24 protein-coding genes are annotated in these 23,862 nt (G+C 38.7%); 16 read left to right on the plus strand and 8 right to left on the minus strand.

What is annotated here, in order from left to right; genetic code table 11:
* Positions 1-48 precede the first annotated feature (48 nt).
* Entirely contained in the window at positions 49-996 is a 948-nt protein-coding gene (locus CH361_RS17565; RefSeq protein WP_100792129.1) for an MBL fold metallo-hydrolase, read from the plus strand.
* A 58-nt stretch (positions 997-1,054) separates the two neighbouring features.
* Here the strand turns inward: CH361_RS17565 and CH361_RS17570 are convergent, their stop codons facing one another.
* On the minus strand, positions 1,055-2,086 hold the full coding sequence (locus tag CH361_RS17570; protein ID WP_100792185.1) for a hypothetical protein: 1,032 nt from the start codon (positions 2,084-2,086) through the stop codon (positions 1,055-1,057).
* Positions 2,087-2,142: 56 nt separating this feature from the next.
* Entirely contained in the window at positions 2,143-2,517 is a 375-nt protein-coding gene (locus CH361_RS17575) for an LIC_13246 family protein (RefSeq protein WP_100792186.1), read from the minus strand.
* Between the two features lie 78 nt (positions 2,518-2,595).
* On the opposite strand from CH361_RS17575, the gene CH361_RS17580 reads away from it, so the two are divergent.
* The 5 genes from CH361_RS17580 to CH361_RS17600 all read left to right on the plus strand — a co-directional run bounded on the left by CH361_RS17580 (position 2,596) and on the right by CH361_RS17600 (position 7,275).
* On the plus strand, positions 2,596-3,162 hold the full coding sequence (locus CH361_RS17580) for a hypothetical protein (RefSeq protein WP_208861466.1): 567 nt from the start codon (positions 2,596-2,598) through the stop codon (positions 3,160-3,162).
* A 45-nt stretch (positions 3,163-3,207) separates the two neighbouring features.
* Positions 3,208-4,419 (plus strand): NADP-dependent isocitrate dehydrogenase, encoded by a 1,212-nt coding sequence (locus tag CH361_RS17585; RefSeq protein ID WP_100792131.1) that lies wholly within the window; start codon positions 3,208-3,210, stop codon positions 4,417-4,419.
* A 176-nt stretch (positions 4,420-4,595) separates the two neighbouring features.
* Complete coding sequence (locus tag CH361_RS17590; protein ID WP_100792132.1) at positions 4,596-5,306, plus strand: MBT domain-containing protein; 711 nt, start codon at positions 4,596-4,598, stop codon at positions 5,304-5,306.
* 4 nt (positions 5,307-5,310) lie between these two features.
* Positions 5,311-6,561 carry an adenylate/guanylate cyclase domain-containing protein gene (locus CH361_RS17595; RefSeq protein ID WP_100792133.1) on the plus strand — a complete coding sequence of 417 codons (1,251 nt, stop codon included), beginning with the start codon at positions 5,311-5,313 and terminating at the stop codon, positions 6,559-6,561.
* Between the two features lie 42 nt (positions 6,562-6,603).
* Entirely contained in the window at positions 6,604-7,275 is a 672-nt protein-coding gene (locus CH361_RS17600) for a DUF4328 domain-containing protein (protein WP_100792134.1), read from the plus strand.
* A gap of 139 nt (positions 7,276-7,414) precedes the next feature.
* Here CH361_RS17600 and CH361_RS17605 read toward each other — a convergent pair whose 3' ends face one another.
* From CH361_RS17605 to CH361_RS17615, 3 genes are all read right to left on the minus strand, one after another.
* Complete coding sequence (locus CH361_RS17605) at positions 7,415-8,254, minus strand: hypothetical protein (protein ID WP_100792135.1); 840 nt, start codon at positions 8,252-8,254, stop codon at positions 7,415-7,417.
* Between the two features lie 124 nt (positions 8,255-8,378).
* Positions 8,379-9,131 (minus strand): rhomboid family intramembrane serine protease, encoded by a 753-nt coding sequence (locus CH361_RS17610; protein WP_100792136.1) that lies wholly within the window; start codon positions 9,129-9,131, stop codon positions 8,379-8,381.
* Between the two features lie 59 nt (positions 9,132-9,190).
* Positions 9,191-11,035, minus strand: a complete 1,845-nt coding sequence (locus tag CH361_RS17615) for an SLC5 family protein (RefSeq protein WP_244279947.1) — start codon at positions 11,033-11,035, stop codon at positions 9,191-9,193.
* A gap of 111 nt (positions 11,036-11,146) precedes the next feature.
* Between CH361_RS17615 and CH361_RS17620 the strand changes: the two genes are divergently transcribed.
* The 4 genes from CH361_RS17620 to CH361_RS17635 all read left to right on the plus strand — a co-directional run bounded on the left by CH361_RS17620 (position 11,147) and on the right by CH361_RS17635 (position 15,040).
* A complete protein-coding gene (locus CH361_RS17620) occupies positions 11,147-12,310 on the plus strand; it encodes an LLM class flavin-dependent oxidoreductase (protein ID WP_100792138.1) in 1,164 nt (387 codons plus the stop codon).
* Positions 12,307-13,212, plus strand: coding sequence for an aldo/keto reductase (locus CH361_RS17625; protein ID WP_100792139.1), 906 nt, complete (start codon positions 12,307-12,309; stop codon positions 13,210-13,212). Before CH361_RS17620 ends, CH361_RS17625 begins: the two co-directional genes overlap by 4 nt.
* Before the next feature lie 57 nt (positions 13,213-13,269).
* Positions 13,270-13,806: a YcxB family protein gene (locus CH361_RS17630; protein ID WP_100792187.1), complete on the plus strand. Its 537-nt coding sequence runs from the start codon at positions 13,270-13,272 to the stop codon at positions 13,804-13,806.
* Between the two features lie 136 nt (positions 13,807-13,942).
* Positions 13,943-15,040, plus strand: a complete 1,098-nt coding sequence (locus CH361_RS17635) for a GAF domain-containing protein (RefSeq protein ID WP_100792140.1) — start codon at positions 13,943-13,945, stop codon at positions 15,038-15,040.
* On the opposite strand, the gene CH361_RS17640 is transcribed toward CH361_RS17635, so the two are convergent.
* Positions 15,026-15,391: a DUF4180 domain-containing protein gene (locus CH361_RS17640; RefSeq protein WP_100792141.1), complete on the minus strand. Its 366-nt coding sequence runs from the start codon at positions 15,389-15,391 to the stop codon at positions 15,026-15,028. The two genes, CH361_RS17635 and CH361_RS17640, sit on opposite strands and share 15 nt — an antisense overlap.
* A 227-nt stretch (positions 15,392-15,618) precedes the next feature.
* On the opposite strand from CH361_RS17640, the gene CH361_RS17645 reads away from it, so the two are divergent.
* The 3 genes from CH361_RS17645 (at position 15,619) to CH361_RS17655 (ending at position 17,747) form a co-directional block, all read left to right on the plus strand.
* A complete protein-coding gene (locus tag CH361_RS17645) occupies positions 15,619-15,972 on the plus strand; it encodes an ArsR/SmtB family transcription factor (RefSeq protein WP_100792142.1) in 354 nt (117 codons plus the stop codon).
* Complete coding sequence (locus CH361_RS17650; protein ID WP_100792143.1) at positions 15,969-16,484, plus strand: SRPBCC family protein; 516 nt, start codon at positions 15,969-15,971, stop codon at positions 16,482-16,484. Before CH361_RS17645 ends, CH361_RS17650 begins: the two co-directional genes overlap by 4 nt.
* Before the next feature lie 168 nt (positions 16,485-16,652).
* Complete coding sequence (locus CH361_RS17655) at positions 16,653-17,747, plus strand: adenylate/guanylate cyclase domain-containing protein (protein ID WP_100792144.1); 1,095 nt, start codon at positions 16,653-16,655, stop codon at positions 17,745-17,747.
* Here CH361_RS17655 and CH361_RS17660 read toward each other — a convergent pair.
* The gene (locus CH361_RS17660) at positions 17,737-18,441 is read right to left on the minus strand and encodes an SDR family NAD(P)-dependent oxidoreductase (RefSeq protein ID WP_100792145.1); all 705 of its coding nucleotides are present in this window, start codon (positions 18,439-18,441) and stop codon (positions 17,737-17,739) included. The genes CH361_RS17655 and CH361_RS17660 overlap by 11 nt on opposite strands.
* Positions 18,442-18,495: 54 nt before the next feature.
* Positions 18,496-19,569, minus strand: coding sequence for an alpha/beta hydrolase (locus CH361_RS17665; RefSeq protein ID WP_100792146.1), 1,074 nt, complete (start codon positions 19,567-19,569; stop codon positions 18,496-18,498).
* A 59-nt stretch (positions 19,570-19,628) separates the two neighbouring features.
* Between CH361_RS17665 and CH361_RS17670 the strand changes: the two genes are divergently transcribed.
* The 3 genes from CH361_RS17670 to CH361_RS17680 all read left to right on the plus strand — a co-directional run bounded on the left by CH361_RS17670 (position 19,629) and on the right by CH361_RS17680 (position 23,825).
* Entirely contained in the window at positions 19,629-20,795 is a 1,167-nt protein-coding gene (locus CH361_RS17670; protein WP_004785316.1) for an acyl-CoA dehydrogenase family protein, read from the plus strand.
* 565 nt (positions 20,796-21,360) lie between these two features.
* Positions 21,361-23,172 carry a PAS domain S-box protein gene (locus CH361_RS17675; RefSeq protein ID WP_100792147.1) on the plus strand — a complete coding sequence of 604 codons (1,812 nt, stop codon included), beginning with the start codon at positions 21,361-21,363 and terminating at the stop codon, positions 23,170-23,172.
* 65 nt (positions 23,173-23,237) lie between these two features.
* On the plus strand, positions 23,238-23,825 hold the full coding sequence (locus CH361_RS17680; protein WP_100792188.1) for a DUF6962 family protein: 588 nt from the start codon (positions 23,238-23,240) through the stop codon (positions 23,823-23,825).
* The last annotated feature ends 37 nt before the right edge of the window (positions 23,826-23,862 follow it).

Here is a 23,862-nt window from a genome sequence, read left to right on the forward strand (position 1 = left end):
ATGCATTCCTTCCGATGATGTAATGTCAGGATTTTAAAAAGGAAATAGATGAAAATAACTCTTTTTGGTGTTCGCGGTTCTCTCCCTACGCCTATTTCTAAAATGGAACAAAGAGAGAAAACTCTCAAAATTCTCCAAATGGCCAAAGAAGAGTGGAGGAAGGACCCAGAGGGATTCTCCGAAGAGGAATTTTTAAATCATCTACCCATCCCCCTTTCTCAAGATCTAGGGGGAAATACCACTTGTGTGTTTATTGAAGGGGACGGGGGCGAAAAAGTCATTTTAGATATGGGAACGGGACTTCGGGTTCTCGGAAACCAATTGGCTCCACAAGCTTTTAGTGGCGAAGAGATGGACATTCATATCTTGGTCTCCCATACACATTGGGATCATATCCAGGGTTGGCCTTTTTTTAAACCTGGTTATTCACCTTCTTGTAATATTCACTTTTACTCATGTATAGAAAACTTAGAACAGCGCCTTGTTCGCCAACAACATCCAGAAAACTTTCCCGTTACTCTACAACAAATGGCTTCCAAAAAACATTTTCACCTTTGGAAAGAGTTTGAATCCTATATGTTAGGTGGCTTAAAAATTATTCCTTTTGGCCTTCGTCACCCTGGTTCTTGTACGGGTTATCGAATTCGCGAAGGGAATAAAATTTTCCTTTTCTGTACCGATGTAGAATACAGAGAAGAAGACCGGGAACACCTGCTCAAAATGAAACCACAGATCGCAGGAGCAGATCTCATCATCATCGATGCACAGTATAGCACTGCTGAGGCGGAAAAAAAATTAGGTTGGGGTCATACGGCCGTGAGTAAAGCTGTTGAGTTTGCGGAGATGATGGAAATTCGTTCCGTTGTCCTCACACATCATGAACCAGATCACACTGATCACGAAGTAGCACGAATCATTTTAGATGAAGCAAGGTTACAAAAACCTGGTGGAATGCAGATTCACATTGCTCACGAAGGGCAAAAGTTTATCCTTTAGAATGCCCATCGTTTGCCTCTTCGTTTAAGATGCATCAATTCTGAACCAATTCTAAGATTCATTCGTTGATTAAATAATTAGAATGATAACCCTTTGCCTCACCAGACCAAATGGGACAATTCATTTTTAAGTCTGCATACCAGTGGATTTGGTAGGGTTTTGCAAAAAATAATTGGATAAAAAATCTTAAAAAAGAAGAAATGTTTTCTAACGCGCTCATGGTCGCAATGGGTTTGGTTCGTTTGACGAGAAGTGAACATTTCCCTTCGTTAAAGTAGAAAGTTTCTGTTTTTGGGATCGTATAACCAGAAGTAGGTTCTTTTTCCCAGTCTAAAATTTCTGTTCGTTCTATTGTTCCTTCTAAAACCAAATTGCCTGTTGGATCCAACACCGCAACTCGACGGTAAAACCCACCGGGGAAATCTGCATTGCCAATAAACCCACCAGTAAAAATTCGATGACCATCTTTGGTAATGGATCTAACTAATTCCCATTTTTTAGAGAACTGGTAAACTGGTTCGTTGGAAAGGATATGTTCGAGTCCACCGACACCTTTGATTTCTTCTGTGATTTCTTTATAACGAATGGTTCCTGTTACTTGAGAATAAGAAAAAGGGATGTCAGCCTGGACAAATTTTCCTTCTTCTTTTAGTGGGAATTTCCCTTTGGATATAGGAACAGATCCTTTCTTTGGTTTATAATCTAATTTAATTTCCCAATCTCCATAATTCATATAAAAGGAATAAATTCCGTTTTTATATTCCATCCAGTTCTCCCCACTCCTTTGGTAGAACTGGCCTTTTTTAAATTCATATTCATCGGAATCGAATTCTCGAGTAGAATAGAATACTGGTTGGTCTTTGGATTTTAAAAGTAACGATATACCGTTGTTATGTGATCCTGGGCCAAAATTGCTAACAAGAAAGGTCGCAAAGAGATTGTATTTTTCATTACGAAACGTAAAGTTCCAGGCCTGGAGATATCCTTCCTCAGGGAAATGTTGGGTCTTAAAGTCTTGTGCCGAAGTTTCGGTTGTAAGGAATAACAATGAAACGAAGAGACAAACCAGTCCGAAGAATTGCCGAAACACCGGCAAATCCTAACGGGTGCTTGTAAAAGAATCAAGATTTTTCTTGGGGATTTCCTTTAAATGCAAACGGAACTGGGAAGGGTCAAAGCAAACAAATCACCCAGACAAACGAGCGAAAAGACGGGATGTTCTGTATTGCCAATTTGTTTTAGCCTTTCCCTTTCTTCGGCAATTCCGTCGATATGAATCCAAGTTTCGATATGTTCCTCTGGCAAGAGTCGACAAGCCACTTGGTATTCGAATGTCCCGAGTTTAGAGAAAAAAATCTGAACGAGATCTGGGGAGGAGTCCGCAAGCCGACGACGGAAAACAAACTGCTTAGACTTGGTTTCGCCCCGCATTTCATAGTAATGGTTTAGAATTCTTAAGATATGCAAAAATTCTTCTTTTTTCGTCACAAGCTCGCGCCAAGGCTGATCGGTTTCTTTCATACCACTTGTGGTCATGGAGATTTGACTTTGGTTCTTAAAAAAGGATTCTCACTTGAAAAATACTTTCCCCTATCCAGGATGAACGAAACGGGCATGGTCACGGAGATTTTAGAAATATTCTGGAAAGAGAAACTTCGATTTGCCCAATACTGTTTTGATGAATTGGCTCCTTTGGAAGCAAAGTCCTATGTTGCCATTGGACCTACAGGAAGGTCGGCTGATTGGACCCTCCAACAAATGATCTCTTACGATCGTAATTTTAGTTTTTTCCTTCCTCTTTCATTACGAATTAGTGGGTTTTTCTTTTTTAATAGTTTCAAAGACCAAGAGATTGAAAGAGACCTAGAAACCATCCGAGACCGGTACACTCCGCCCGCTTTTCCTTCCCATTTTTGGGAAATCCAGATCACAAAAGCCGCAGACCTAAAAATCAAAGCGGAGGATCCATTTGTGAAGAGACAATGTGAGTCTTGGAAAGAAGTTCTTGTCCGGCTGGAATCAAAACTTTCTGGAATTTCTGAACGAGATGCTTATAGAAAAAGATATACATCTCTTACGGGAATTCATACCATTTCAGGAGCGATCAATAATTCTACGGAGTTTTGTCACTACTTGTGGAATTTACATATGGTAAATCCAACATAAACGTATTTATGCGAATCAAAAATTGAATGAGTTTAGGAGAAATCAATGGGAAAAATTAAAGTAAAAACACCGCTTGTTGAGTTAGACGGCGATGAAATGACAAGAATCATCTGGAAAGAGATTAAGGATCGTTTCATCTACCCTTATTTAGACATCACTTTGGAATACTATGACTTAGGTGTTGAATACCGTGATAAAACAGATGACCAAGTCACTGTCGATTCTGCTAACGCGATCAAAAAACATGGAGTAGGTGTTAAATGTGCAACCATCACTCCGAACGCAGACCGCGTAAAAGAATATAACTTAAAACAAGAATGGAAATCACCAAACGGAACCATTCGTGCTATCTTAGATGGAACAGTTTTTCGTAAACCAATCATCATCAAAAACATTCCGGCAGCAGTAAACTCTTGGAAAAAACCAATTGCGATTGGACGACATGCTTACGGCGATATTTACCGTGACGTGGAAATCCAAGTGGATGGTCCAGGAAAAGTGGAACTTGTTTATACAGATGCTTCTGGTAAAGAAAAACAAAGACTACTTGTGAATGACTTCAAAGGTGGTGGTGTTGCACTTGCAATGCACAACTTAGATGAGTCTATCAAATCATTTGCGAAAGCATGTTTTACTTATGCTTTGTCTGAAAAAATCAGCATCTGGTTTGCAACGAAAGATACTATTTCTAAAAAATACCATGCTCGTTTCCGTGATATCTTTGATAACATGGCAAAAGAACAAGAAGCTGCTATGAAAGCCGCTGGGATTACTTATAGTTACTACCTCATTGATGATGCGGTTGCGCAAATCATGAAAAACGAAGGTGGACAACTTTGGGCGATGATGAACTACGACGGTGACGTTATGAGTGATATGGTTGCTTCTGGTTTTGGTTCGCTTGGTCTTATGACTTCTGTTCTTGTATCTCCGGACGGAAAATATGAATACGAAGCAGCTCACGGAACAGTAACTCGGCACTACCGTAAATACCAAAAAGGAGAAACCACTTCTACAAACTCTGTGGCTTCTATTTTTGCTTGGACAGGAGCTCTTGCGAAACGTGGGGAACTTGATGGAACTCCAGAACTTGTGAACTTTGCTTTGAAATTGGAAGAAGCAATCATCGAAACCATCGAAGGTGGTGAGATGACAAAAGATCTTCTTTCTCTTTCTACAGCAGCTACCAAAAAAGAATTGGATACCTTCCAATTTATGGAAGCTGTACAAAAACGTTTGGATTCCAAACTAAAATAAGTTTCTTTCTATGCACCCTGTCATTCGACAGGGTGTTGTTTCATTTCTAATTTATCTTTCCCTTCCCTCTCCTTCACAAGGCACTCCTTCCTTTTCCCTTTCATTTTCAATAAAATATTTCCTTGCAATTGTTTGTGAACGCCCTACATTCAATTTCCGTTATAGAGGAGATGGTTATGAAACAATCTATTTACTTTTTCTGTTGTTTGTTTTTATTATTTGGTTCTCTTTCTGCAGATCCAATTTCCCCTAAAAAAGGAGACCGAGTAGAAGTTTACGATGCCAAAGAACGAAAGTCGTTTTCAGGTATGGTGATAAAAATTGAAAAAGACGGATTTTTAATTCATTATGATGGTTATGCAGATAGTTATGATGAAGTTGTAACCTTGGATCGGATCAAACCGATGGCAGAAATTCCTGGTGTTTCCTATATCAAATCGGAAAAGGGAAAGTCGGTCACTCTACTAGGTAATTTGAAAACAGGTTCTGTTATGGATGATTTGGAATGGGCAGAGTCAAGTTCCATGGCTTGTTGGCCTGGAATTCGGAATGTAGAATTCGAAGGGAATCAGATTCATTATTGGACGGACCTTCCTAAAAAATCGACTCTTATCGTCACTGTAAAACCAAAAGATAACAAAACGAGAGTTAATCTATATGCATTTAGTGGTTTTGAACCGAAATACATTCCTCCCAAAGTATATGGAGCCGTCAGTTGTGAAGCTTCTCACCCAACATGGATTGGTTCTCCTGATTTTTCGAAACCTGCAGAACCGCAAAGTATAGAACTTCGTGCTGTTGGTAATCCTTACCGCGTATTTATTGGAGTGAGTGGAGCAAAAAATATAACCGAAGGTGACTTTGAGTTAATTGTTGAAGTCAAATAGGGTAATGATCGCTGAATTTATAGAATGGTATACGAATGAATTGTCAGAGGTGAAGTCATCTGCTGAGTTATTCGATAAAACTATTGGTTATTTGCAAAAATTGGATTTTCGGATTGTGCGGGTTAGTATGGGGACTCGCACACTACACCCACAAGTGGAGTCATTGGCTTACACTTGGGTTCCCAAAGGAAAATTAGAATATTTTGATGAAACTACAAACCAACTACAACATTCGCATTCCATTATAGAATCCGAAAATGGATTTCTCCGAGAAGTTCGTTTTCGATTGGGATCTTTACAGACTTCTCAGTTTGTGGTGAGTCCTGTTCAATATGTAATGTCTACAAAACAGTCGTATTACTTTGATTTTGTGAATCATAAGGAAGAAACCTATCCTTATCCCATTTTGGATGACCTGGCACCTCTCGGGGCAACTGGGTATTTTGCGGTCCCGATTTTTCAGAAGGGTGCGGGTTTTGCTTTCCTCAGTTTAGTAACTGATAAACCGAATGGTTGGTTCGCGAACGAACTTACATTTTTACAACATGTTCTCAGGTTGATTTCTCTACAATGGATCAACTTCATTCAAAATGAATTAACTGAATCACTCTTAAGTGTTTACTTAGGAAAAAGAACTGGGTCTACCGTTTATTCAGGAAAAATTTATTTAGGGGAGCTAGATAATATCAAATCAGTGATTTGGTTTTCTGATATTCGCAATTACTCAGGAATGAGTGAAAAATTATCTCCCCCAGAAATTATACAGTTACTCAATGATTATTTTGGTTTGGCCATCCCCCTGATTGAGGCCCATGGTGGAGAAGTTTTAAAACTACTCGGTGATGGAATTTTGGCAGTATTTCCATATACGGAAGCCAATAAAACTTTTGTAGGAAAAAAAGTACTACTCGCTGTTCGAAAGTTAGGTGAAGATTTGGTTCGTCATAATCAAATCAGAGAAAAAGAGGGAAAACTTTCCATTCATCATGGAGTGGGGTTACATTCTGGCGAAATTCTATATGGAAATATTGGTTCTACAGAAAGGTTGGATTTTACTGTGATTGGTGAGGCAGTTAACTTAACGAGTCGGATTGCTGGTATGTGTGGGGAGTTAGGGAAGGCTGTGCTTGCCTCTGAAAATTTAGCAGAGCAAATCCCCATTCGCTGGGAAGAACTTGGAGAACACAAACTCAAAGGCATTGGCGTTCCACAAAAGATTTTTGCGATTTCCGAAAGAACGAAGAGAAAATCTTAGAATGGTGGGAAATTTTAGAAAAATAAAACTTCAGGAAAAACTATGAAATACAAAGAGAGAATTACTGCTATTAATATTGCTATTATGTTCATTTTGACACTTTTGTTTGTTAATTTTGGGATCTTATATTTTTATATTGAACAATTTAATTTATATTCCTCTCTAGAAAAAGGAATTCAAGTTTTAGATTCAGACATCACTATCATCGAAAAAAACATTACTGTATTTAGTTTGATATATACAGTTGGTTTTTTATTCACTGGAATGTTTTTTGTCTATTGGCTTACAAATGCCTATCTAGGAATAAAAACTATTTTTCCAAATCTTTCCGGAACCAATTTTCAAATTCTCATCGTATGGTTTATTCCTGTCATTGGTTTATATAAACCCTATGAAATTATGGATGAGTTATATACTCATTCTAAACAATTACTTCTGAAATACAATAATGCAAAAAGTTCATTATTGAATCTAAAGATTTTGAATATTTGGTGGTTTTTATGGATCGTCGATAGTTTCTTAATTGTTTTTGCTTCTAAGCTGAACCCAAATACAGTTGATGTCGAAGAAGTCCTGTTTTCCGCTAAATTCCATATAGTCGAAAATATTTTCTCAATTCTACTTTGTTTCATCACAGCCAAAATGCTTTTGAATTTTTCGCGAGTGGAAGCTGAAATTGATTCGATCGTTGCAACTGAATATAATCAAAATTAACCAATACAAAGTTTTGAGTCAGTTCATTTTTTTTATTGGATCTAATATGAAACGATTTGTTTAAAACAAATCTATTGGAGATCGTTTTCGGCAAACTCCAATTACATTGTATGACTTTGTATGTTTATGGTTTTAATCATCAACGAACGATCACCCACTTACCTGCAATCCAACTCAAATAGAGAGGTATGGAAGCACCCTTTTTAGAAGTAATGATAGGTTCTCCTTTTTGATCAGTGATACTCAAAATTTGCTGATTACAAAGCAGTGTGAATTTAGTTTTCTTTGTATCTAGTTTCCAGCTAGAACCAATGGCTTTTGTCATTTCTTTAATGGATTTGATTTCCTCAGCTTCTTCATAAGGATAATAACGAACTTCCGATGTGTCCTTTGAACGAAACTGAATCAGTGTCAGTATTTTTTGGGGATCTTTTGTGTTTAAGACCTTTGTGAATTCTACAGCAAATTCTATAGCAGAGTTTTCTTTTTCTTTGGTGAGAGTGATGGTTTCTGCTTGTTTCCACAATTGGCTTGGCGGATCAAATGGTGGATTGAATTCTATTTCGAACCAATCTCCTAATTTGTAATCGCTAGATTTTGGCCATTGGAAGTGATTTAAAAGAAGTCCTTCGTCCGGGAATTGACCTTTTTGGTCAATTAGTAGTTTGACTTCTGCCTCTGCAGAGAGTCCTTCACCTATCTTTTGTTTGTTTTTTCGTTCTGTAAGTCGGATTTTAATTTTGTTTTTACCAGGTAAGATCCAGTAGTTGATATCTGCTTGTCCTGAAGAATCTTCATTAGAGGATCCGCTATGAACTTCATACCCATTAGCATCTATCTCTAAATTGACCGAGTAGTTTTTATAAGTAAGTATATAATAGCCTTCCTTGGGAAGGGCCGGGGGATTTGGTTTTTCTTCTGCTTGTACCTGGAAGTGGGAAAGAGCAATCGTTATAATAAGGAACAAGATTCTTTGCATCTGGAATTCTCCGATATCGAGGTAACGAAGGATTTTCACTGAGGAATAAAAAATGTCGATGAGAAATTTATTTACAAAAATATTTTAAAGCGAATTCAAAACCAAAATATGTTCTCATAAGAAATTAAAGAAATTTTTTTCCATGACGATCGAAAAAGAAATTGGTGTCGCAGGAAGAACAATGAAGCCTTCCATATTTTTTTGCAGGAATTGGTTTATTACAAGAGGGGCAGAGGACAGTTTTATTGATAAAGGTAGATAGACGGAGATTCTGTTCTAATCGGTCTAAAAAATTGTGACGGATAAAAAAGAGAGCAAGACTGACACCAGCCAAAAAAGCGACAACTTGTCCACCATAAACACTTCGCACTTGGTTGTTGAATTCAATAAGATAGAAATAAGACTGGATAAGAATCCAAATGCCAAGGCTGATAAAAATAGGTACATCACGGAAGGTCGCTCTTTCAAAAACCATAGTACTTTTTACATTGGGAAAAAATACAAAATACATTCCAAGAATGCCTGAGATGACTCCAGAAGTTCCGACAACAGGAACAATGGAATTCATATGAAACAAAAAATAGGTTAGGTTGGCTAAGATTCCAAAAAAAAGAAATAAAAGGAAAAAAAATAAATGTCCCACTACATCTTCTATATTATCAGCGAACATGTATAAATAAACTGCATTTGTAAGCCACTCGGTAAAAGAAGAATTAAAGAAATTAGAAAAAATGAGACTAAGTCCGAACTCTTTTTTGGGTGTGAAAGCATAGGACTCAGGATGATCGAAGAATAAGGTCAACATCGTTAGAAAAATAAATCCCAATGTTAGAATTGGTTTTCTATAATTGTGATTTGCTTTTTCGAATACGAACATTGTTAGCTGGTAGGAGGTTCTACCAATTATACCATATCTACTTTTCTTTCAAAGCGAATTTAAAACCAAAGGTAAAACAAAAATGTCAATCCTAGGAGGATTCCATATAACCATTCGTCCCTTTTACGAAATAAGGTTATCATGGATTGGTTTGGTGATCTTTTTTGGAAGGTTAAGATCAAAGTAGAGTTTACAAATAGTAAAAATCCTGTTGCGGATAGGTAGGTTTTATACTCAGGAAATCGAATTCTAAATGTGATTATTCCAAAAAATAAAATCAAAAAAATGAAGAAGTTTTTAGTATTTGGCTTTCGGATGGTTTGGGTGAGAATTTGTTTTAGGTTTCGAATTGAACTTTTCTCAGTTCTCAATCCTTCGGAATTTTTTTCCCATTTGTATTGCACCAGGGCTGTGATTGTTAGTAAAATTAGAGCAAAATGAAAACTAAAAAACACTCGGTGTAAAAAATTGAGTTCTTCACCAAATAATTGTTTTGTGAAACTTGGTGCAAGGTTGGAATAGAGTAGTGGAGATAAAAAGGAGAAAATCGGTGTGATCAGGATTGTTATACAAATCATTCTGCTACTGATTTTTACATTTAAAATTCCTAATAAAAAAACAACAAGAAGGGCCGGTGTGAAGTGAGAACTTTGGTTTGATAGTTCAATAAAGAAATTTTTCTTAGAATTGGGATCGACAAAGAGAATGGCGAGGACCGTGACTAACAAAGAAAATACCAACAGGAAAATTCTACCAACTTTCATTTCCTCTTCATCGATGAGTTTTTTACCGAATCTTTCCCGAAACGGTTTATAAAAATCGATGGTAAATAGAGTGGCTGCGGAATGGAGCATGGAATCGATGCTTGAAAAAATAGCTCCGAGGAGTCCGGCAAGGATCACTCCAATCAGGCCATATCCTAAGGGAACTACGAGAACCACAAGTTTGGAAAAGGCTTCGTCTGGTGCAATGTTTGCCGTTTCCCCCAGAGATGTCCAAATTTGGTAAGCCGCAACGCCAGTAAGGATTGAAAAAAAAGGAACTGTTAGTTTAAGAAGTCCACCTACTAAAATTCCGAGCCTTGCTTCTCTTAATGATTTTCCACCTAGCGTACGCTGTACGACATACTGGTTTGTATTCCAATAAAAAATATGTAATAAAAAAAGTCCATTGAGAGCTCCCGTCCAAGGAAGGGTGGGATGGTTGGGAGGTAGATACAAATTCATTTTACTAAGTCCATCAACTCGACCTTCCTCTTTGGCAAATAACTCAAAGATACCACCCACTTCTGGTCTTGTAATGGAAAGATATGCTAAGAGTAATCCTGAGGCTAAGATCAGAAAGGTTTGGATCACATCGGTATAAACTACTGATTTTAAACCACCAAACCAGGTATAGATGGTTGATGTAAATGCAATCCAAAGGACAACTTCTGTATAAGTAATTTGAATTCCTGTATCTTTGATAAAGGGAAGAAAACTCCGTGCGCCAATGTACAAAGCTCCTGTCAGTTGGATGGTGATGAGGACGAGTGAGATCCCCGAATAAATCCTTCCGGCTGCGGGTCCAAATTTGCTCTGGAGGAATTGAGAGAGAGTATAGAATTTTTTACGTCGGAACAAGGGAAGGAAAACAAAAGCCAAAAGGACAATGGCGGGAATCGATCCAAATTCGTAATGGCTCTGTGCGAACCCTACAGAAAATCCAATGCCGAGCATTCCCACCAAGTGGTTTGCTGAGATATTGGTTCCGAATAGAGAACCGGCGATCCCCCACCAAGGTAGGCTTCGTCCTCCGAGAAAGTAATCAGAAGAGGAGGATTCCTTTCGGCCTGCATACATTCCCACACCAAGGACAAGAAGGAAGGTTGCTGAAAAAAATACGATATCGATCGTTGTTATCATAACAGAGAATTGATTCACCATATTAGAATTTTTCTAAAATTATGGCAAGCGTTAGATTTTTACTAATTCTCTCTTGTCGCCTGTCAATGCCTAGCTTCCAGTAGTGAAAGAATGATACCGATCCCGAAAGCACCCACCATCCGATCCGAAAACCCTTCCGTAGAAGTAGCCTGGTTTTGTGACCTTTGTAACGGAGATTATGAATATTTGGGAGTTCCTGATGGTAATTTACGTTCTAGTTTCGAACATTGTTCGGATATCATTCGTTTGGCGGATGAATTGGGATATCAAAACATTCTCCTTCCTTCTTCTTACCAAACTGGACAAGACACATTAACTTTTGCAGCCGCTGCTTCCCAATTCACAAAACAAATTTCTCTCCTAACGGCCATTCGGTGTGGTGAAATCCATCCCCCGATGCTCGCAAGAACATTATCCACTTTAGATCATATGTTAAAGGGAAGACTCAATATCAATATTATCTCTTCGGATCTTCCAGGTACCCAAAGAGATTCCAAAACAAGGTATGAGATCTCTAAAGAGGTCATTCAAATTTTGCAACAAGGTTGGACACAGGACCAAATCAAGTTTCAAGGAAAACACTATCAGTTTGATTTACCAACGGATCCAGTAAAGTCATACCAACAAAACGGTGGGCCTTTACTTTATTTTGGAGGAATTTCTCCCGATGCACGAGCTCTTTGTGCCGAGTTTTGTGATGTTTTTTTGATGTGGCCTGAAACAGAAGAAAGACTTGCTGATACCATGCAAGACTTAAGTTTACGGGCAGCAAACTTTGGAAGGACTATTGATTTTGGTCTTCGCATTCATTTGATTGTTCGTGATACAGAAAAAGAAGCGAAAGACGCAGCAAAACAATTGTTATCTAGACTTGATCTTGAAAGGGCAAATGATATCAAACACCGTGCTTTGGATTCTAATTCAGCAGGGGTCCTTCGTCAAGATGAACTCCGAAAATCTGCAGATCCTGACCTATTCATTGAACCCATGATTTGGTCAGGAATTGGCCTTGCCCGTTCTGGATGTGGTTCTGCCATTGTAGGAACTCCAGAACAAGTTTATGAAAAAATCCAAAGATACATCCAAATGGGGATTCGTGCTTTTATTTTCTCTGGATATCCTTTGATTGAAGAATCAAAACTTTTTGCAAAATCGGTTCTTCCAAAATTACAGACCATCAACTTTGCAGAAGCACAAGGTCGAAAACCAAAAGGGATTCCTGTGACCCCTCTCACAACAGGAGAAAGAAAATGAAAGTCCCTCAAATTGAATTTCCAATACATAAATTTTCTATCTCCAGACTGGTTTATGGAATTTGGAGGTTACATGAAGATAAAGAGGGTAGTTCTCCTGAAAGAATTTTAGAAAAAATCGAACTTTGTCTTAGTCTCGGAATCGATACCTTTGATCATGCCGATATCTATGGAGGTTTTGAAAATGAAGAACTTTTTGGTAAGGCTTTGTCCAAGTTACCTTCTTTAAAATCAAAAATCAAAATCATCACAAAATGTGGAATCCAAATCCCTGGATCGAAATTTCCCACCAAACATTACAATACATCCAAAGAACACATTCGTTACTCGGTGGAACGATCCTTACGGAAACTCACAGTAGACAAGTTGGATGTGGTACTCATTCATAGACCAGACCCACTCATGGATCCTTATGAGTTGGCAGAGATATTTGAAGTTCTGATCACTGAAGGAAAAGTAAATCATTTTGGAGTTTCCAACTTTACTCCATCGCAATTCCAAATGTTGCAATCAGCTTACAGGAGACCTCTTTTTACAAACCAAGTGGAGTTTCATCCATTTCGCACAGAACCACTGTTTGATGGAACCTTCGACCAAATACTAGAATCAAGAATTCATCCCATGATATGGTCACCCACAGCGGGAGGACGGATCTTTGTTCCCAAAACGGAAAGGGAAGTTGCCACACATTCGAAACTTCAGGAAATTGCCAAAAAATATGGATCTAGCGCCGACCAAGTTCTTTATTCGTGGTTTTTAAACCATCCCGCAGGCCTTGTTCCCATTTTGGGAACTAATGAACCCAAACGAATCCAGTCTGCAGCCGAATGTTTTTCTTATCCTCTTACTCGAGTGGAATGGTTTTCCATTTTAGAAGCGGCACGTGGGAAAGAAGTGGCTTGATGGAATTAAATTAATTTTTGTTAGTTGTAATCAAATTTGGATGTGTTGAAACTTGAAATGAATGAAATCAAATATATACAAAAATTAGATGACCTGTCTTTTTTTTCCTTACACCATCACAATCGATATAGTAGTAAATACCAGAAATATTACCCGGAGATTTTTTTATCCGTAACAACAATCATATCTGCTGTGATGTTCTTTAGCACGTATCCAGAAGAAATTAACTTTGTAGCTATCTTGTATCTGTTGTTTAGCATTCTATATTATGCTTATCTCCGTTTGACTCGCAAAAGAAAACTCCTCAAGCACTTTAAGAAATTCTATACGGAAGGAAAGGATTTTACGGAATCGGAACTAACCATTCGGTTTGAAGATTTATTTATACTGACCCAATCCAAAAACGTGGAGTCAAAAATTCCCTATGAAAATCTTACGAGGTTGTCTATCGGAACAGAAGCCCTTTACGTATATATCTCGAACATTCAGGCTTTGATTTTACCCAATCGGATTTTTCATTCTCCTATGGAAAGTCAGACGATCATCGACTTTCTGATCCAAAAGAATGGGAATCTAATAGCGCCTCTCAAATGACAAAATTTCCTTTGTAAGTGATTGCACGAATTGGGAAAGATATTGCTCGTTATATTGAATTAATATCCCGTATAACAGATTAAATCTCTGGTCGCGGACTGGTTCCTTGTTGGGATGGACGGAAGAGGTGGTTTGTATGCTTTCTGAATTGGCTCCCAACCATTATTTTTCTGGGGTTGCTTTGACTCGAGATCTTGCCGATGACTTACATTCCTTTCCTTCTTCCGTTTCTTCCGAAGAAATTTGGGAAAAGACCGTAGAAACTATCGCAAGGATTCCTGAAATCATTGCGACTTGGATTTTGGAATACCTTCCCGATTCACAAAACTTCCGTTTGTTGGCTCTTCACGGTCCTTCTTCTTTTCAAATTCCTGAAACGGTTTCTAAATATTCTCTCCCTTGTTACCATGTAGTGGATTCTAATATGATTTTTGAGATGAATTTGGTTGGAGAGGATTCTTTCTTTTCTCCTCTGACCCAAGTTCTATCTGAAAAAAATTCTATTATGTATTTGGGATATCCTATTCGTTCTGATATTGGCACAGTGATTGGTGTGATTGGAATGGTGGTGGAAGATAAGTTCAAACATAAATTCAAAAATCTAAAACTCATTGATGTGATTGCAGACCAGCTCAGTCAAGAACTCATTCGATTCAAAAATCAAAATCTAATTGCAGAAACTTTAAACACGGCTGCGTTTGTCAAACACTCACTTGCGGAACTTTTTCGTCTTCTTTCTTCAACAACAAATAATCTAACAGAAATTTGCCGTAATTATCTGCAGACGGGTACAAAACTCTTTGGATTGCCACTAGGACTTATTGCATCCAAAATTGGAGACGACTGGGAATATAGCCTTGTGGAAGGAAATGTACATGGAATTTATGAGGGACAAAAATTCTCTCATGTTGAATCTAAATTTTTATCTGGAAGTGCAGTACCTTCTGCAATCATCCTAAAAGAGATTTCTTTGGCTTCAGAAGGAAATGTAAGAGAGCATCTGTTAGAAGTGGGAGTTTCCTCTCTTATGGAATTTTCTTTGCGAGTTCATAACCAAACAATCGCTATTTTGGGATTTTATGGACTAAAAAACCAAACGATTCAATCGGTTGAGCTATTCCAGAAAGTATTCGAACTTATGGGGATCGGTCTTGCCAATCAAATTGAAAAACATAATATCAATTTGTTATCAAAAATTGTATTTTTGGAAAAAGACTCATCAAACACTAGATAATTTGTCGATTGCATTCTCTTCAGAATTTAGAAAAAAGACATCTTTACCCGAATTCATTTCATAAATGAAATCTTTTAGACTTTTACTAGAGTAAACCGAGAAATCACCAACGACGGCTAGTTTCATTCGGTAGTTGACTAGTTTTTGTAATACGTTTCCCGCAAGACCCGTTTTTAAATCAAAAAAGTCTTTGGTAAAATGTGATTGTTTTAAAACAAAGCGGTCACATCCCGAATCGTACTGGAGGGTTGCAAAAAAATCAAAAGCAGTGGAGACCTCGTTCACGAGCGTATCCTCCGAGTCAACAACCGCGATATCAATATTGTTTTTCCTAATTTTACGAACATTCATTTTGTTTTAGAGTTACTGTTTTCTTTTTGGGAAATTTGGATGATCCCATTTTATTTTCTATCTTTCTTTAGACAGACTGCAATTCGTTTTTTTCTGGAACCTTTGGTTCGGAACAAATGAATCAATCCTGGATCTACCGATTCATAGAAATTTCTTAAATTTTTCCTATAAAAATAAGTTTGACATTTTTTATTTATATATCTAACTACTTATATAACCGATTAGTTATGCAAACACTCGATTCTACATTTGCCGCTCTTGCCGATCCCACTCGTAGGGCCATTCTGATGCGTCTCGCCAAAAGCGATTTAACGGTGATGGAACTCGCAAAACCATTTCGGATGAGCCAACCTGCCGTTTCCAAACACCTCAAAGTTTTGGAGGAAGCTGGCCTCATTTCTACCACCGTCCGTGCACAAGAAAGACCGCGCCGTCTGGAAACAGCACCGTTAAAAACTGCGATTGATTGGATCGAAACATACCGTCAGATGTGGGAAAAAAGATATCAGTTGTTAGATGGATTACTAGAAGAATTACAAAGTATACAAGTCAAACAAACCAAAGGAGATAGAAAAAAATGAAATCAGAAAAACCAGAAGTAAAGATGGAACGCCGAGGAGAAACGGAAGTTGTATTTACAAGATACTTTGCCGCACCACGTGAATTGGTATTCGATTGTCACACCAAACCTGATCTCATGCGTCGATGGCTCATTGGTCCCGAAGGAATGGTTTTAGATACATGTGAACAAGATTTGAAGGTAGGCGGTAAATACTTGTATCTTTATGCAGACAAAGCGGGAAATAAATCAGGTGTATACGGAACCTTTCGAGAAGTGGTGGTACCTGAAAAACTAGCCAATACTGAAAATTATATTTTTGATATGGCAAGTTTCGATCCGAATGCTCCCGAAGATCCGAACGCTACTTTCGAGTCGCGCACCTTTACTGCGGAAGGAAGTCGGACACTTATGACGCATTTGTGCCGGTATGCTTCGCCTGAAGTATGTAAGATGATGGTAGACTCTGGTGCGGCTGATGGTATGGCGGAATGTTATTTGGAGTTAGATAAGTTGTTAACTCAGATCAACTAAAAATCACTACGATTGTAGAATTGTATAGTTGAAGTTGAAACTTTAGCTCTAATCTAAGTATAAACAGATATTGAAACTTTATCTTTATGCTCATAAAATTATTTCTTAGGTAGGTTTCTTTTTAGATTGGAACTTGTCTAAAGTTTGGTTGAAATAGAGTATTAAAAAATGAAAAATTCAGAAAAAGTTTTAGATCTTCTCGGTTTTGAATCTTTGCCATCTACACTTGTTGCCTTTTTTGACAGTTCAGAACCAAACGATTTTTTTCGGATAAATCTGAAACACTTGTCTGAAATAACGGGTGTTCCATTCCAAAGTTTATTCACGATTTTTTTGAAACTTGTAGATTTGGGTGCTTTTAATTTATCATGGGAATACCACTGCACTCATTGTAATGGTATTCCAGGATTTAAACATAATTTTAGCGAATTAAAATCAGAAGGGGAATGTGCACTTTGTGAAGTTTCTTTTCGAAATACACTCGATAAAAACATCGAAGTAACTTTTACTGCTCATGCTTCTTTTGTAGAAATACCAGAAGTTGTTTTTTCGGAAGCCAAGGAAAGTATGATAACAGCAGTTCGCGAAAAACGATTAAAAATGCCAGACCAATTTCTTTCTGGTCTTGAATGTTTAAACAACGAAACGTTTCGGGAACTTTTTGGTGAACAAGTACTTTCTGTCCAAGAAAGTCTCGCCGTTGAAACAGTATCTTTTCTATTCACAGATATCAAAGGATCAACGCAGATGTATTCAGATTTGGGAGATACTAAATCTTATGATATCGTAAGGGAGCACTTTAAAATTTTGTTCGCAGCCATTGCGCGAAATAACGGAATTGTTGTAAAAACCATTGGTGATGCAGTGATGGGTAGTTTCTTAAAACCAATAGATTCACTGAATGCAGCATTAGAAGCTCATCGTGAATTTGCTTCTCGACAATTAAGTCAAGTAGGTTATTTAAAAATTAAAATGGGAATCCACTCGGGAAGTGCGATTGTTGTGAACCTCAATCGATCTGTTGATTACTTTGGAAATTCAGTGAACTTGGCGGCAAGAGTTCAGGGATCAGTTGAAGACCACGAAATTAGTTTTACGAAACGTATATTAGATGATAATTCAGTTCATTCCTTTTTGAAATCGAAGCGAGCTCACCTTAGACGACGTATGGAAAACTTCAAAGGGATCAATGGTGCAGTAGATGTTTATACTCTTTCTGCAGATACCATTGACTCTTGGTCTACGCCCCATACTACCAACTAATCTCTTTTTTATCTCGAAAGAATTTTCCTGTTGGTCCACTATCTGGTAAAGTGGCTGCCCAAACAATGGTTTCCGCTCCTTTTTCGACTGACCTTGTGGCACTTTCCCCACCCATATCGGTTTTGACCCAACCAGGGCATACTGAATTGATTTTGATATTTTTACCTACGGCTTCCACACTGGATAGACTGGTGAGAGAATTGATTGCAGTTTTCGAAATGCGATACGCAGGATAACCCCCACCCATTTCGGAGAGTTGCCCCATCCCGGAACTAACATTCACAATACGACCGAAATTATTTTGGATCATCATCGGCAAAAATATCTGAATCAATCGGAGTGGTCCATAAAGATTGACAAGAAGGGTTCTATGGAGGTCTTCACTAGTGGTATCAAAGAAGGACCCGGGATCGGCAAAGATCCCTGCATTATTGACCAGAATGTCTAATTTACCAAAACTCCCCGTAATGATATCCAAAGCCTCGTTGATACTTTGTTCCTTGGATACATCGAGTGATAGAATTTCCCCTTTACCGACGGCTTGGACCGCTGCTAAGGTTTCCTCCGCATCACTTGGGTTTCTGGCACCAATGAGGACATAAATCCCTTGTTTTGCCAGATCAATGGAGACTTGTTTCCCAATCCCTCGGTTGGCCCCTGTGACAAGTGCAATGCGTTCCTTGGATTCTTTCATGGAATCAAATCTCCTTAGATAGAAAGTTTCTATCTTGTTTTCTATAGACTGTTTTTACTTAGACTTAGATAGTTCCGTTAGCCATTTTTCCGTTTGTGCTTCAATAAAAGCTTTGTCTGTGATCACCCACTTGGACATTAAAACGTGCATTCCATTTTCCACTGCCACTTTTCTGTTGAGTGGACTTGGTGATTTGTCCAATCCAAAGTAAGTATAACCCTCTAACATTTTAGGGACACTGGCCGTAGGGTCTTGTTCTTTATCCGATTTATAGTAGTACAGAAGTAATGCGGGTGAAGTTACTTTTCGAAATACTTCGGGGACGGCTGCATAATTTCGTAAATCATTCACACCGGCAAGGGCTGCAAAGTATTGTTCTGGATACCAATAACTATTTCTTTCAGGCAGAACTTTGGGATTGTTATTATGAGCTGAGGCTCTAACTTTTCCTTTGAGTAGATGAATGAAACTAAGTCCACCAGGATAGTTAAATAAATTCAAACTACTATCCACAGGAGCATAAAAGGGATTCGCTAAAACAAGTCCATCCACTTCTTCGGGGTATTCGGAAGCAAGCCAAGTGGCAAGGAGTCCTCCCATCGAACTTCCAAACACAACCACACGGTCTCCTTGTGACTGCATCATATACAATGCTTCACGTGATGCATCTAAGTAGTTGTTAAAATTCTGATCTCTTTGGTCTTCTTTGTTCGTTCCGTGACCCGGCAAACGAAGTAAGTAGGTATTGGCTTTAAATTTCTTCGCCAATTTTTCCATCACTTCTTCCCCTTCTGCACGAGAAGCGCCATATCCATGGATATATAAAAAAGCTAAGGGTGTTTTTTTGCCAAAACTGATATAACGTTCTTCATTTCCTGGTCTATGGTTCTTTCTTTTGCTTTCTGCTAACTTCTCTTGGAAGTAAACTTCAAAGTTCGCGTAACTCAAGTTTGCTTTTGGTTCGTACTTAGGACGTCCCGAGCAGGAAACAAGGAGCAAAGAAACGGTGATGAGGAAGACAGCGGAGAGCTGCCTGAGGTTGTGGAATAAAGAACACGATTTAGCCATACAAATGGAAAATTTTATAGGGTATTTGCTTTCTTGTAAAGAGAGAAAAACCCTTGGCACAGGAAGGGTCGTACGAAAAAAGGTAGTAAATACCCCATTCTCAGAAGGAACATCCCGGAATGTATAGCCAATTCACAGAGCAACAACTTGAAATCAGAGATTTAGTTCGTAACTTCGTAAAAAAAGAAATCCCACATGAAGTAGCATTGCACTGGGATGAGAAAAACCAACACCCAACAGAACTCATCAATAAAATGCGTTCGGAACTCGGAATTAACGGTCTTGTCATTCCAGAAGAATACGGTGGATGGGGACTTGGTGCGATCGAGCAGTGTTTAGCCATCGAGGAACTTTCTCGTGGATGCCTAGGAATCGCTCTCGGATTTGCATACACTGGTCTTGGAATCCTTCCAATTCTAAAAGGTGCAACTCACGAACAAAAACTAAAATGGCTTCCTGAAATTGCGGACGGAAAGTTCGGAGTTTCTTTCTGTTTGTCTGAGCCAGGTGCTGGTTCTGACGTTCCTGGTATGACCACTCGCGCTGAGAAAAAAGGCGACAAATGGATCATCAACGGTGCAAAACAATGGATCACTGGTGCTTCTGACGCCCAAGCCTTTACTGTATTTGCTTATACTGATAAAAATCGCGGAACACGTGGAGTATCTTGTTTCTACGTTCCACGTAACGCAAAAGGTCTTACTGTTGGTAAAAAAGAAGACAAACTCGGAATCCGAGCTTCTTCCACTCACCAAGTAATCTTCGAAGATTGTGAAGTAGGTGAAGACGCACTCGTAGGAAAAGAAAACCTCGGTTTCGTTTACGCTCTTCAAACTTTGAATGCTTCTCGTCCGTTCGTAGCGGTTATGGGTGTGGGTGTGGCACAAGCAGCACTTGACCATGCAGCTCGTTACGCTCGTGAGAGAGAACAGTTCGGTGTTAAAATCGGAACTTTCCAAGCAGTGCAACACATGTTAGCTGATATGTCTATCAAAGTAGAAACTGCAAGAGAAATCACTTACAAAGCAGCTCGTCTTTCTGATGCAAACGATCCTAACCTTCCAAAATACTCTGCAATTGCAAAAGCATATGCTTCTGAATGTGCGGTTCAGTGTGCTACTGACGCAGTTCAAATTTTTGGTGGATACGGATATACAAAAGAGTATCCTGTTGAGAAGTTAATGAGAGATTCAAAAATCCTCACAATCTTCGAAGGAACTACTCAAATCCAAAAGAACGAAATTGCAGCTTACGTAATTAAAGAAGCAGCTTCTAAAAAAGACTAATACCGATAAGCTATCGATTGTTAGTGGAAAAAGCCTCCAGAGATGGGGGCTTTTTTTGTGTTGGGTTGGGGGTGGTACAGGTTTGATGTATGTATCCCCGCCCTGAATTGGGAGGGGTGCGACCACCCGCCACCCAATGAGTTCCCTTTACACCACCTAACCATTTCTATCCATCTTAAAATTGAATTTACAAATTTATATTTTTAGAAGTTCATCTTTCTACATTTATGAATCAAAATTTCACCGTGAGACTTGTTGAAACCTTAGATCCTAAATCCCCGCTTTCGGTAAATGGACTTCCGATCCCACGGCCATCTGTTTTGAGAAAATAATCATCTAATTTTTTTTCTGGCCACCCGGGCGGGCTAGTCCGGAGTCCGCGTTCGCTCCCCCCTTGGTTTGTCTCACCGCCAAACCAGGGTGCCTTGCGGCATCCTTTCTATCCCTGGTGGGTTTCATTCATCTGTGTAGTGTTAGATTTTCCTTTTTTAGATAAAAAAATAGCTGACTTGGAATTTTCCATCGAACAGAATCATACTTCTGTTTTACGACGAGAGGGTTCATTGTGAAGGAAACAGAAAATAACAATATAATTCCTCCTTCTACCGTAAAGGAAGAAGATAAAAAATACAAACTCATCCTTCGTCAGATGGAAACTCTGGGAAGACTCGGTCATTGGGAAGTTGATTTTGTTAGTCAAACCTTACATTGGTCAGAGGGCGTATTTCGCATTCTAGAAATGGATGCTTCTAGTATGCCAGTGGACTTAGAAAAAGGATTTTTATCTGTCCATCCAGAGGATCGTGAACGAGCCGTCAAACACATGCAAGATGTTTTAGAAACGGGAATCGATTACAATCTAGAATGTAGACTCATCACCACAAAAGGAAAAGTTATCTTTGTTCACTCGGTTGCCGATGTAGTCCGAAATGAAAAAAATGAACCCTTACAAATTGTAGGAATTTTTCAAGACATCACCGAACAAAGAGAAGCTTATCAAAATCTTTTACAAAAAGAATTACGACTGAGTTCCATCCTTCAGTCAGAACCCGAATGTGTGAAAGTGGTTTCTCCTGAAGGAATTCTGGTGGAAATGAATCCCGCGGGTTTGCAAATGATAGAAGCTGACTCTGCGGATGTTGCATTGGGGCAAAAAGTGGAAAACTTAGTGCATTCAGCAGATTTGAAATTTTATCAATCGATACATACAAATGCTCTACAAGGAATCAAATCGAGTACACGTTTTCGAATCATTGGTTTGAAAGGTACTGAGAGGTGGATGGAAAGTACTGCTGTCCCTCTCACAAACCAAACAGGAGAGATCACCTCAGTACTCAGTGTCACTCGTGATATCTCAGACAAAGTCAAAAACGAAGAGAAACTCATTCGTATCAAAAGAAACCAAGAAGCACTCATCAATGGAACTTCTGATTTGATTTGGTCTTTAGATTCTCAGTTTCATTTAATTGCTGCAAACAAAGCATTTTTAGATGTGATGGGATTTTTACTGGGAGCCACTGCCAAAGAAGGAGACTCCGTTCTCATCCTAAACCAAGGAGAAGCTTTCTATGAAAAGTGGAAAGGTTACTATGAAAGAGGACTTTCGGGTGAATCCTTTAAAACCTATGAAAGGTTTACAAGTCCTATCACTGGAAAAGAAGAACATCGCGAAGTATTTTTTAATCCAATCCGAAATCCAGAAGACCATATCACTGGCCTTGCTTGTTTTTCGAAAGACATTACTGATCTAATGGTCAAACGTATGGAACTTGCATCGAGCGAAAGGCGATACCGGGCTCTTGTCGAAAATGGAGTGGATGTCATCGCAATTCTGACGGAAAAAGGCCAGACAAAATATGTTTCTCCTTCTATTACTAAGGTTTTAGGATATTCAGAATCAGAATTGGTGGACATAAATATATTTGATATCCTTCATCCCGATGATATCACTAAAAAGAAAGCAAGGTTAGAGGAGGTTGTTTCCGTTCCGGTAGGAAATTCGCTTTCTAGTTATAACTTTAGAGTCAAACACCAGAATGGTACTTGGCGCTGGATGGAATCTACCATCACCAATCTAATGGAAGATGAAAGCATTCAGGGAATCGTAGATAACTTTCATGATGTGACCGAACGAGTTGTCCAGGTTACAGCCATCCAAACACAGAACGAAAAGCTCAAAGCCATAGCCTGGACCCAGGCCCACGTCGTCCGTAACCCATTGGCAAAGATTATGGGGATTGTGGACCTAATCCAAACAGGCACTTTGTCCCTTACAGAAGAGAAAAGAAGCCTAGACCATCTCATTGAATCAGCAAAAGAATTGGATGAAGTCATCCAAGACATTGTCCTAAAATCCCAAAGGGTCATCGTACCATGAATTAATTCTGGAAAAGCAGCTTATTTTATCTTGCTTCTTGTACTAAATTAGTTCTAATGCCTGCCATGGTTTTATCAACTTTTCTTTCGGACTTAGTCCTTTCCTTAGTTTCCCTGGCGATGGCTTATCGGTTCGTCGGGAAGTCATCCATTCCCTCTCGTTCGGCCTTGTATGGATTTGCCATTATCGGTATCTCTGCAGGTCTTGGTTCGATTCACTTTCTTGGCATCAATACCTTAGATACAATCTATCGTTTTTTTGTAGGACTTTCTGGATGTGTGGGTGTTCCTCTTTTAGGATTGGCATTTTTTCATTTTACGTTTCGATCGTTATCGGAAAAAACATTTTTTCTATTCATAGCAGTCGCATTCCTCCTCTACTTAACCTTTTCTTATTTGTATCCATTGGGTATTTATTCGACAGTTGTTGGTGGAATCGCAATGTTTATCATTCTGATAAGTTCACTCGTACGTTTTCCTAGAAAATCAAATGCAGCAGTGATGGGTATCATTGGTTCTATATTGTTTATTGTTGCAGGTCTTGTGATTGGTACTAAGGGCTCAACCGGATCTATCTTGAATGTTGATATTTTTCATATCCTACTTGCGATAGCAAATTACTGTATTGCTGAAGGTATCAAAAAATTAAGCTAGATCAAATCAGAGGAGTTTTACAATATATTTCCAAGCG

The sequence above is a fragment of the Leptospira brenneri genome, from assembly GCF_002812125.1.
GTDB classification, from domain to species: domain Bacteria; phylum Spirochaetota; class Leptospiria; order Leptospirales; family Leptospiraceae; genus Leptospira_A; species Leptospira_A brenneri.

What these genes read in the sequence shown, in the direction of transcription:
- CH361_RS17565 (WP_100792129.1), top strand. Translation starts at nt 49, where the DNA reads ATGAAAATAACTCTTTTTGGTGTTCGCGGTTCTCTCCCTACGCCTATT.
- CH361_RS17575 (WP_100792186.1), bottom strand. Translation starts at nt 2,517, where the DNA reads ATGAAAGAAACCGATCAGCCTTGGCGCGAGCTTGTGACGAAAAAAGAA.
- CH361_RS17580 (WP_208861466.1), top strand. Translation starts at nt 2,596, where the DNA reads ATGAACGAAACGGGCATGGTCACGGAGATTTTAGAAATATTCTGGAAA.
- CH361_RS17585 (WP_100792131.1), top strand. Translation starts at nt 3,208, where the DNA reads ATGGGAAAAATTAAAGTAAAAACACCGCTTGTTGAGTTAGACGGCGAT.
- CH361_RS17590 (WP_100792132.1), top strand. Translation starts at nt 4,596, where the DNA reads ATGAAACAATCTATTTACTTTTTCTGTTGTTTGTTTTTATTATTTGGT.
- CH361_RS17595 (WP_100792133.1), top strand. Translation starts at nt 5,311, where the DNA reads ATGATCGCTGAATTTATAGAATGGTATACGAATGAATTGTCAGAGGTG.
- CH361_RS17600 (WP_100792134.1), top strand. Translation starts at nt 6,604, where the DNA reads ATGAAATACAAAGAGAGAATTACTGCTATTAATATTGCTATTATGTTC.
- CH361_RS17605 (WP_100792135.1), bottom strand. Translation starts at nt 8,254, where the DNA reads ATGCAAAGAATCTTGTTCCTTATTATAACGATTGCTCTTTCCCACTTC.
- CH361_RS17610 (WP_100792136.1), bottom strand. Translation starts at nt 9,131, where the DNA reads ATGTTCGTATTCGAAAAAGCAAATCACAATTATAGAAAACCAATTCTA.
- CH361_RS17615 (WP_244279947.1), bottom strand. Translation starts at nt 11,035, where the DNA reads ATGATAACAACGATCGATATCGTATTTTTTTCAGCAACCTTCCTTCTT.
- CH361_RS17620 (WP_100792138.1), top strand. Translation starts at nt 11,147, where the DNA reads ATGATACCGATCCCGAAAGCACCCACCATCCGATCCGAAAACCCTTCC.
- CH361_RS17625 (WP_100792139.1), top strand. Translation starts at nt 12,307, where the DNA reads ATGAAAGTCCCTCAAATTGAATTTCCAATACATAAATTTTCTATCTCC.
- CH361_RS17630 (WP_100792187.1), top strand. Translation starts at nt 13,270, where the DNA reads ATGAATGAAATCAAATATATACAAAAATTAGATGACCTGTCTTTTTTT.
- CH361_RS17635 (WP_100792140.1), top strand. Translation starts at nt 13,943, where the DNA reads ATGCTTTCTGAATTGGCTCCCAACCATTATTTTTCTGGGGTTGCTTTG.
- CH361_RS17640 (WP_100792141.1), bottom strand. Translation starts at nt 15,391, where the DNA reads ATGAATGTTCGTAAAATTAGGAAAAACAATATTGATATCGCGGTTGTT.
- CH361_RS17645 (WP_100792142.1), top strand. Translation starts at nt 15,619, where the DNA reads ATGCAAACACTCGATTCTACATTTGCCGCTCTTGCCGATCCCACTCGT.
- CH361_RS17650 (WP_100792143.1), top strand. Translation starts at nt 15,969, where the DNA reads ATGAAATCAGAAAAACCAGAAGTAAAGATGGAACGCCGAGGAGAAACG.
- CH361_RS17655 (WP_100792144.1), top strand. Translation starts at nt 16,653, where the DNA reads ATGAAAAATTCAGAAAAAGTTTTAGATCTTCTCGGTTTTGAATCTTTG.
- CH361_RS17660 (WP_100792145.1), bottom strand. Translation starts at nt 18,441, where the DNA reads ATGAAAGAATCCAAGGAACGCATTGCACTTGTCACAGGGGCCAACCGA.
- CH361_RS17670 (WP_004785316.1), top strand. Translation starts at nt 19,629, where the DNA reads ATGTATAGCCAATTCACAGAGCAACAACTTGAAATCAGAGATTTAGTT.
- CH361_RS17680 (WP_100792188.1), top strand. Translation starts at nt 23,238, where the DNA reads ATGGTTTTATCAACTTTTCTTTCGGACTTAGTCCTTTCCTTAGTTTCC.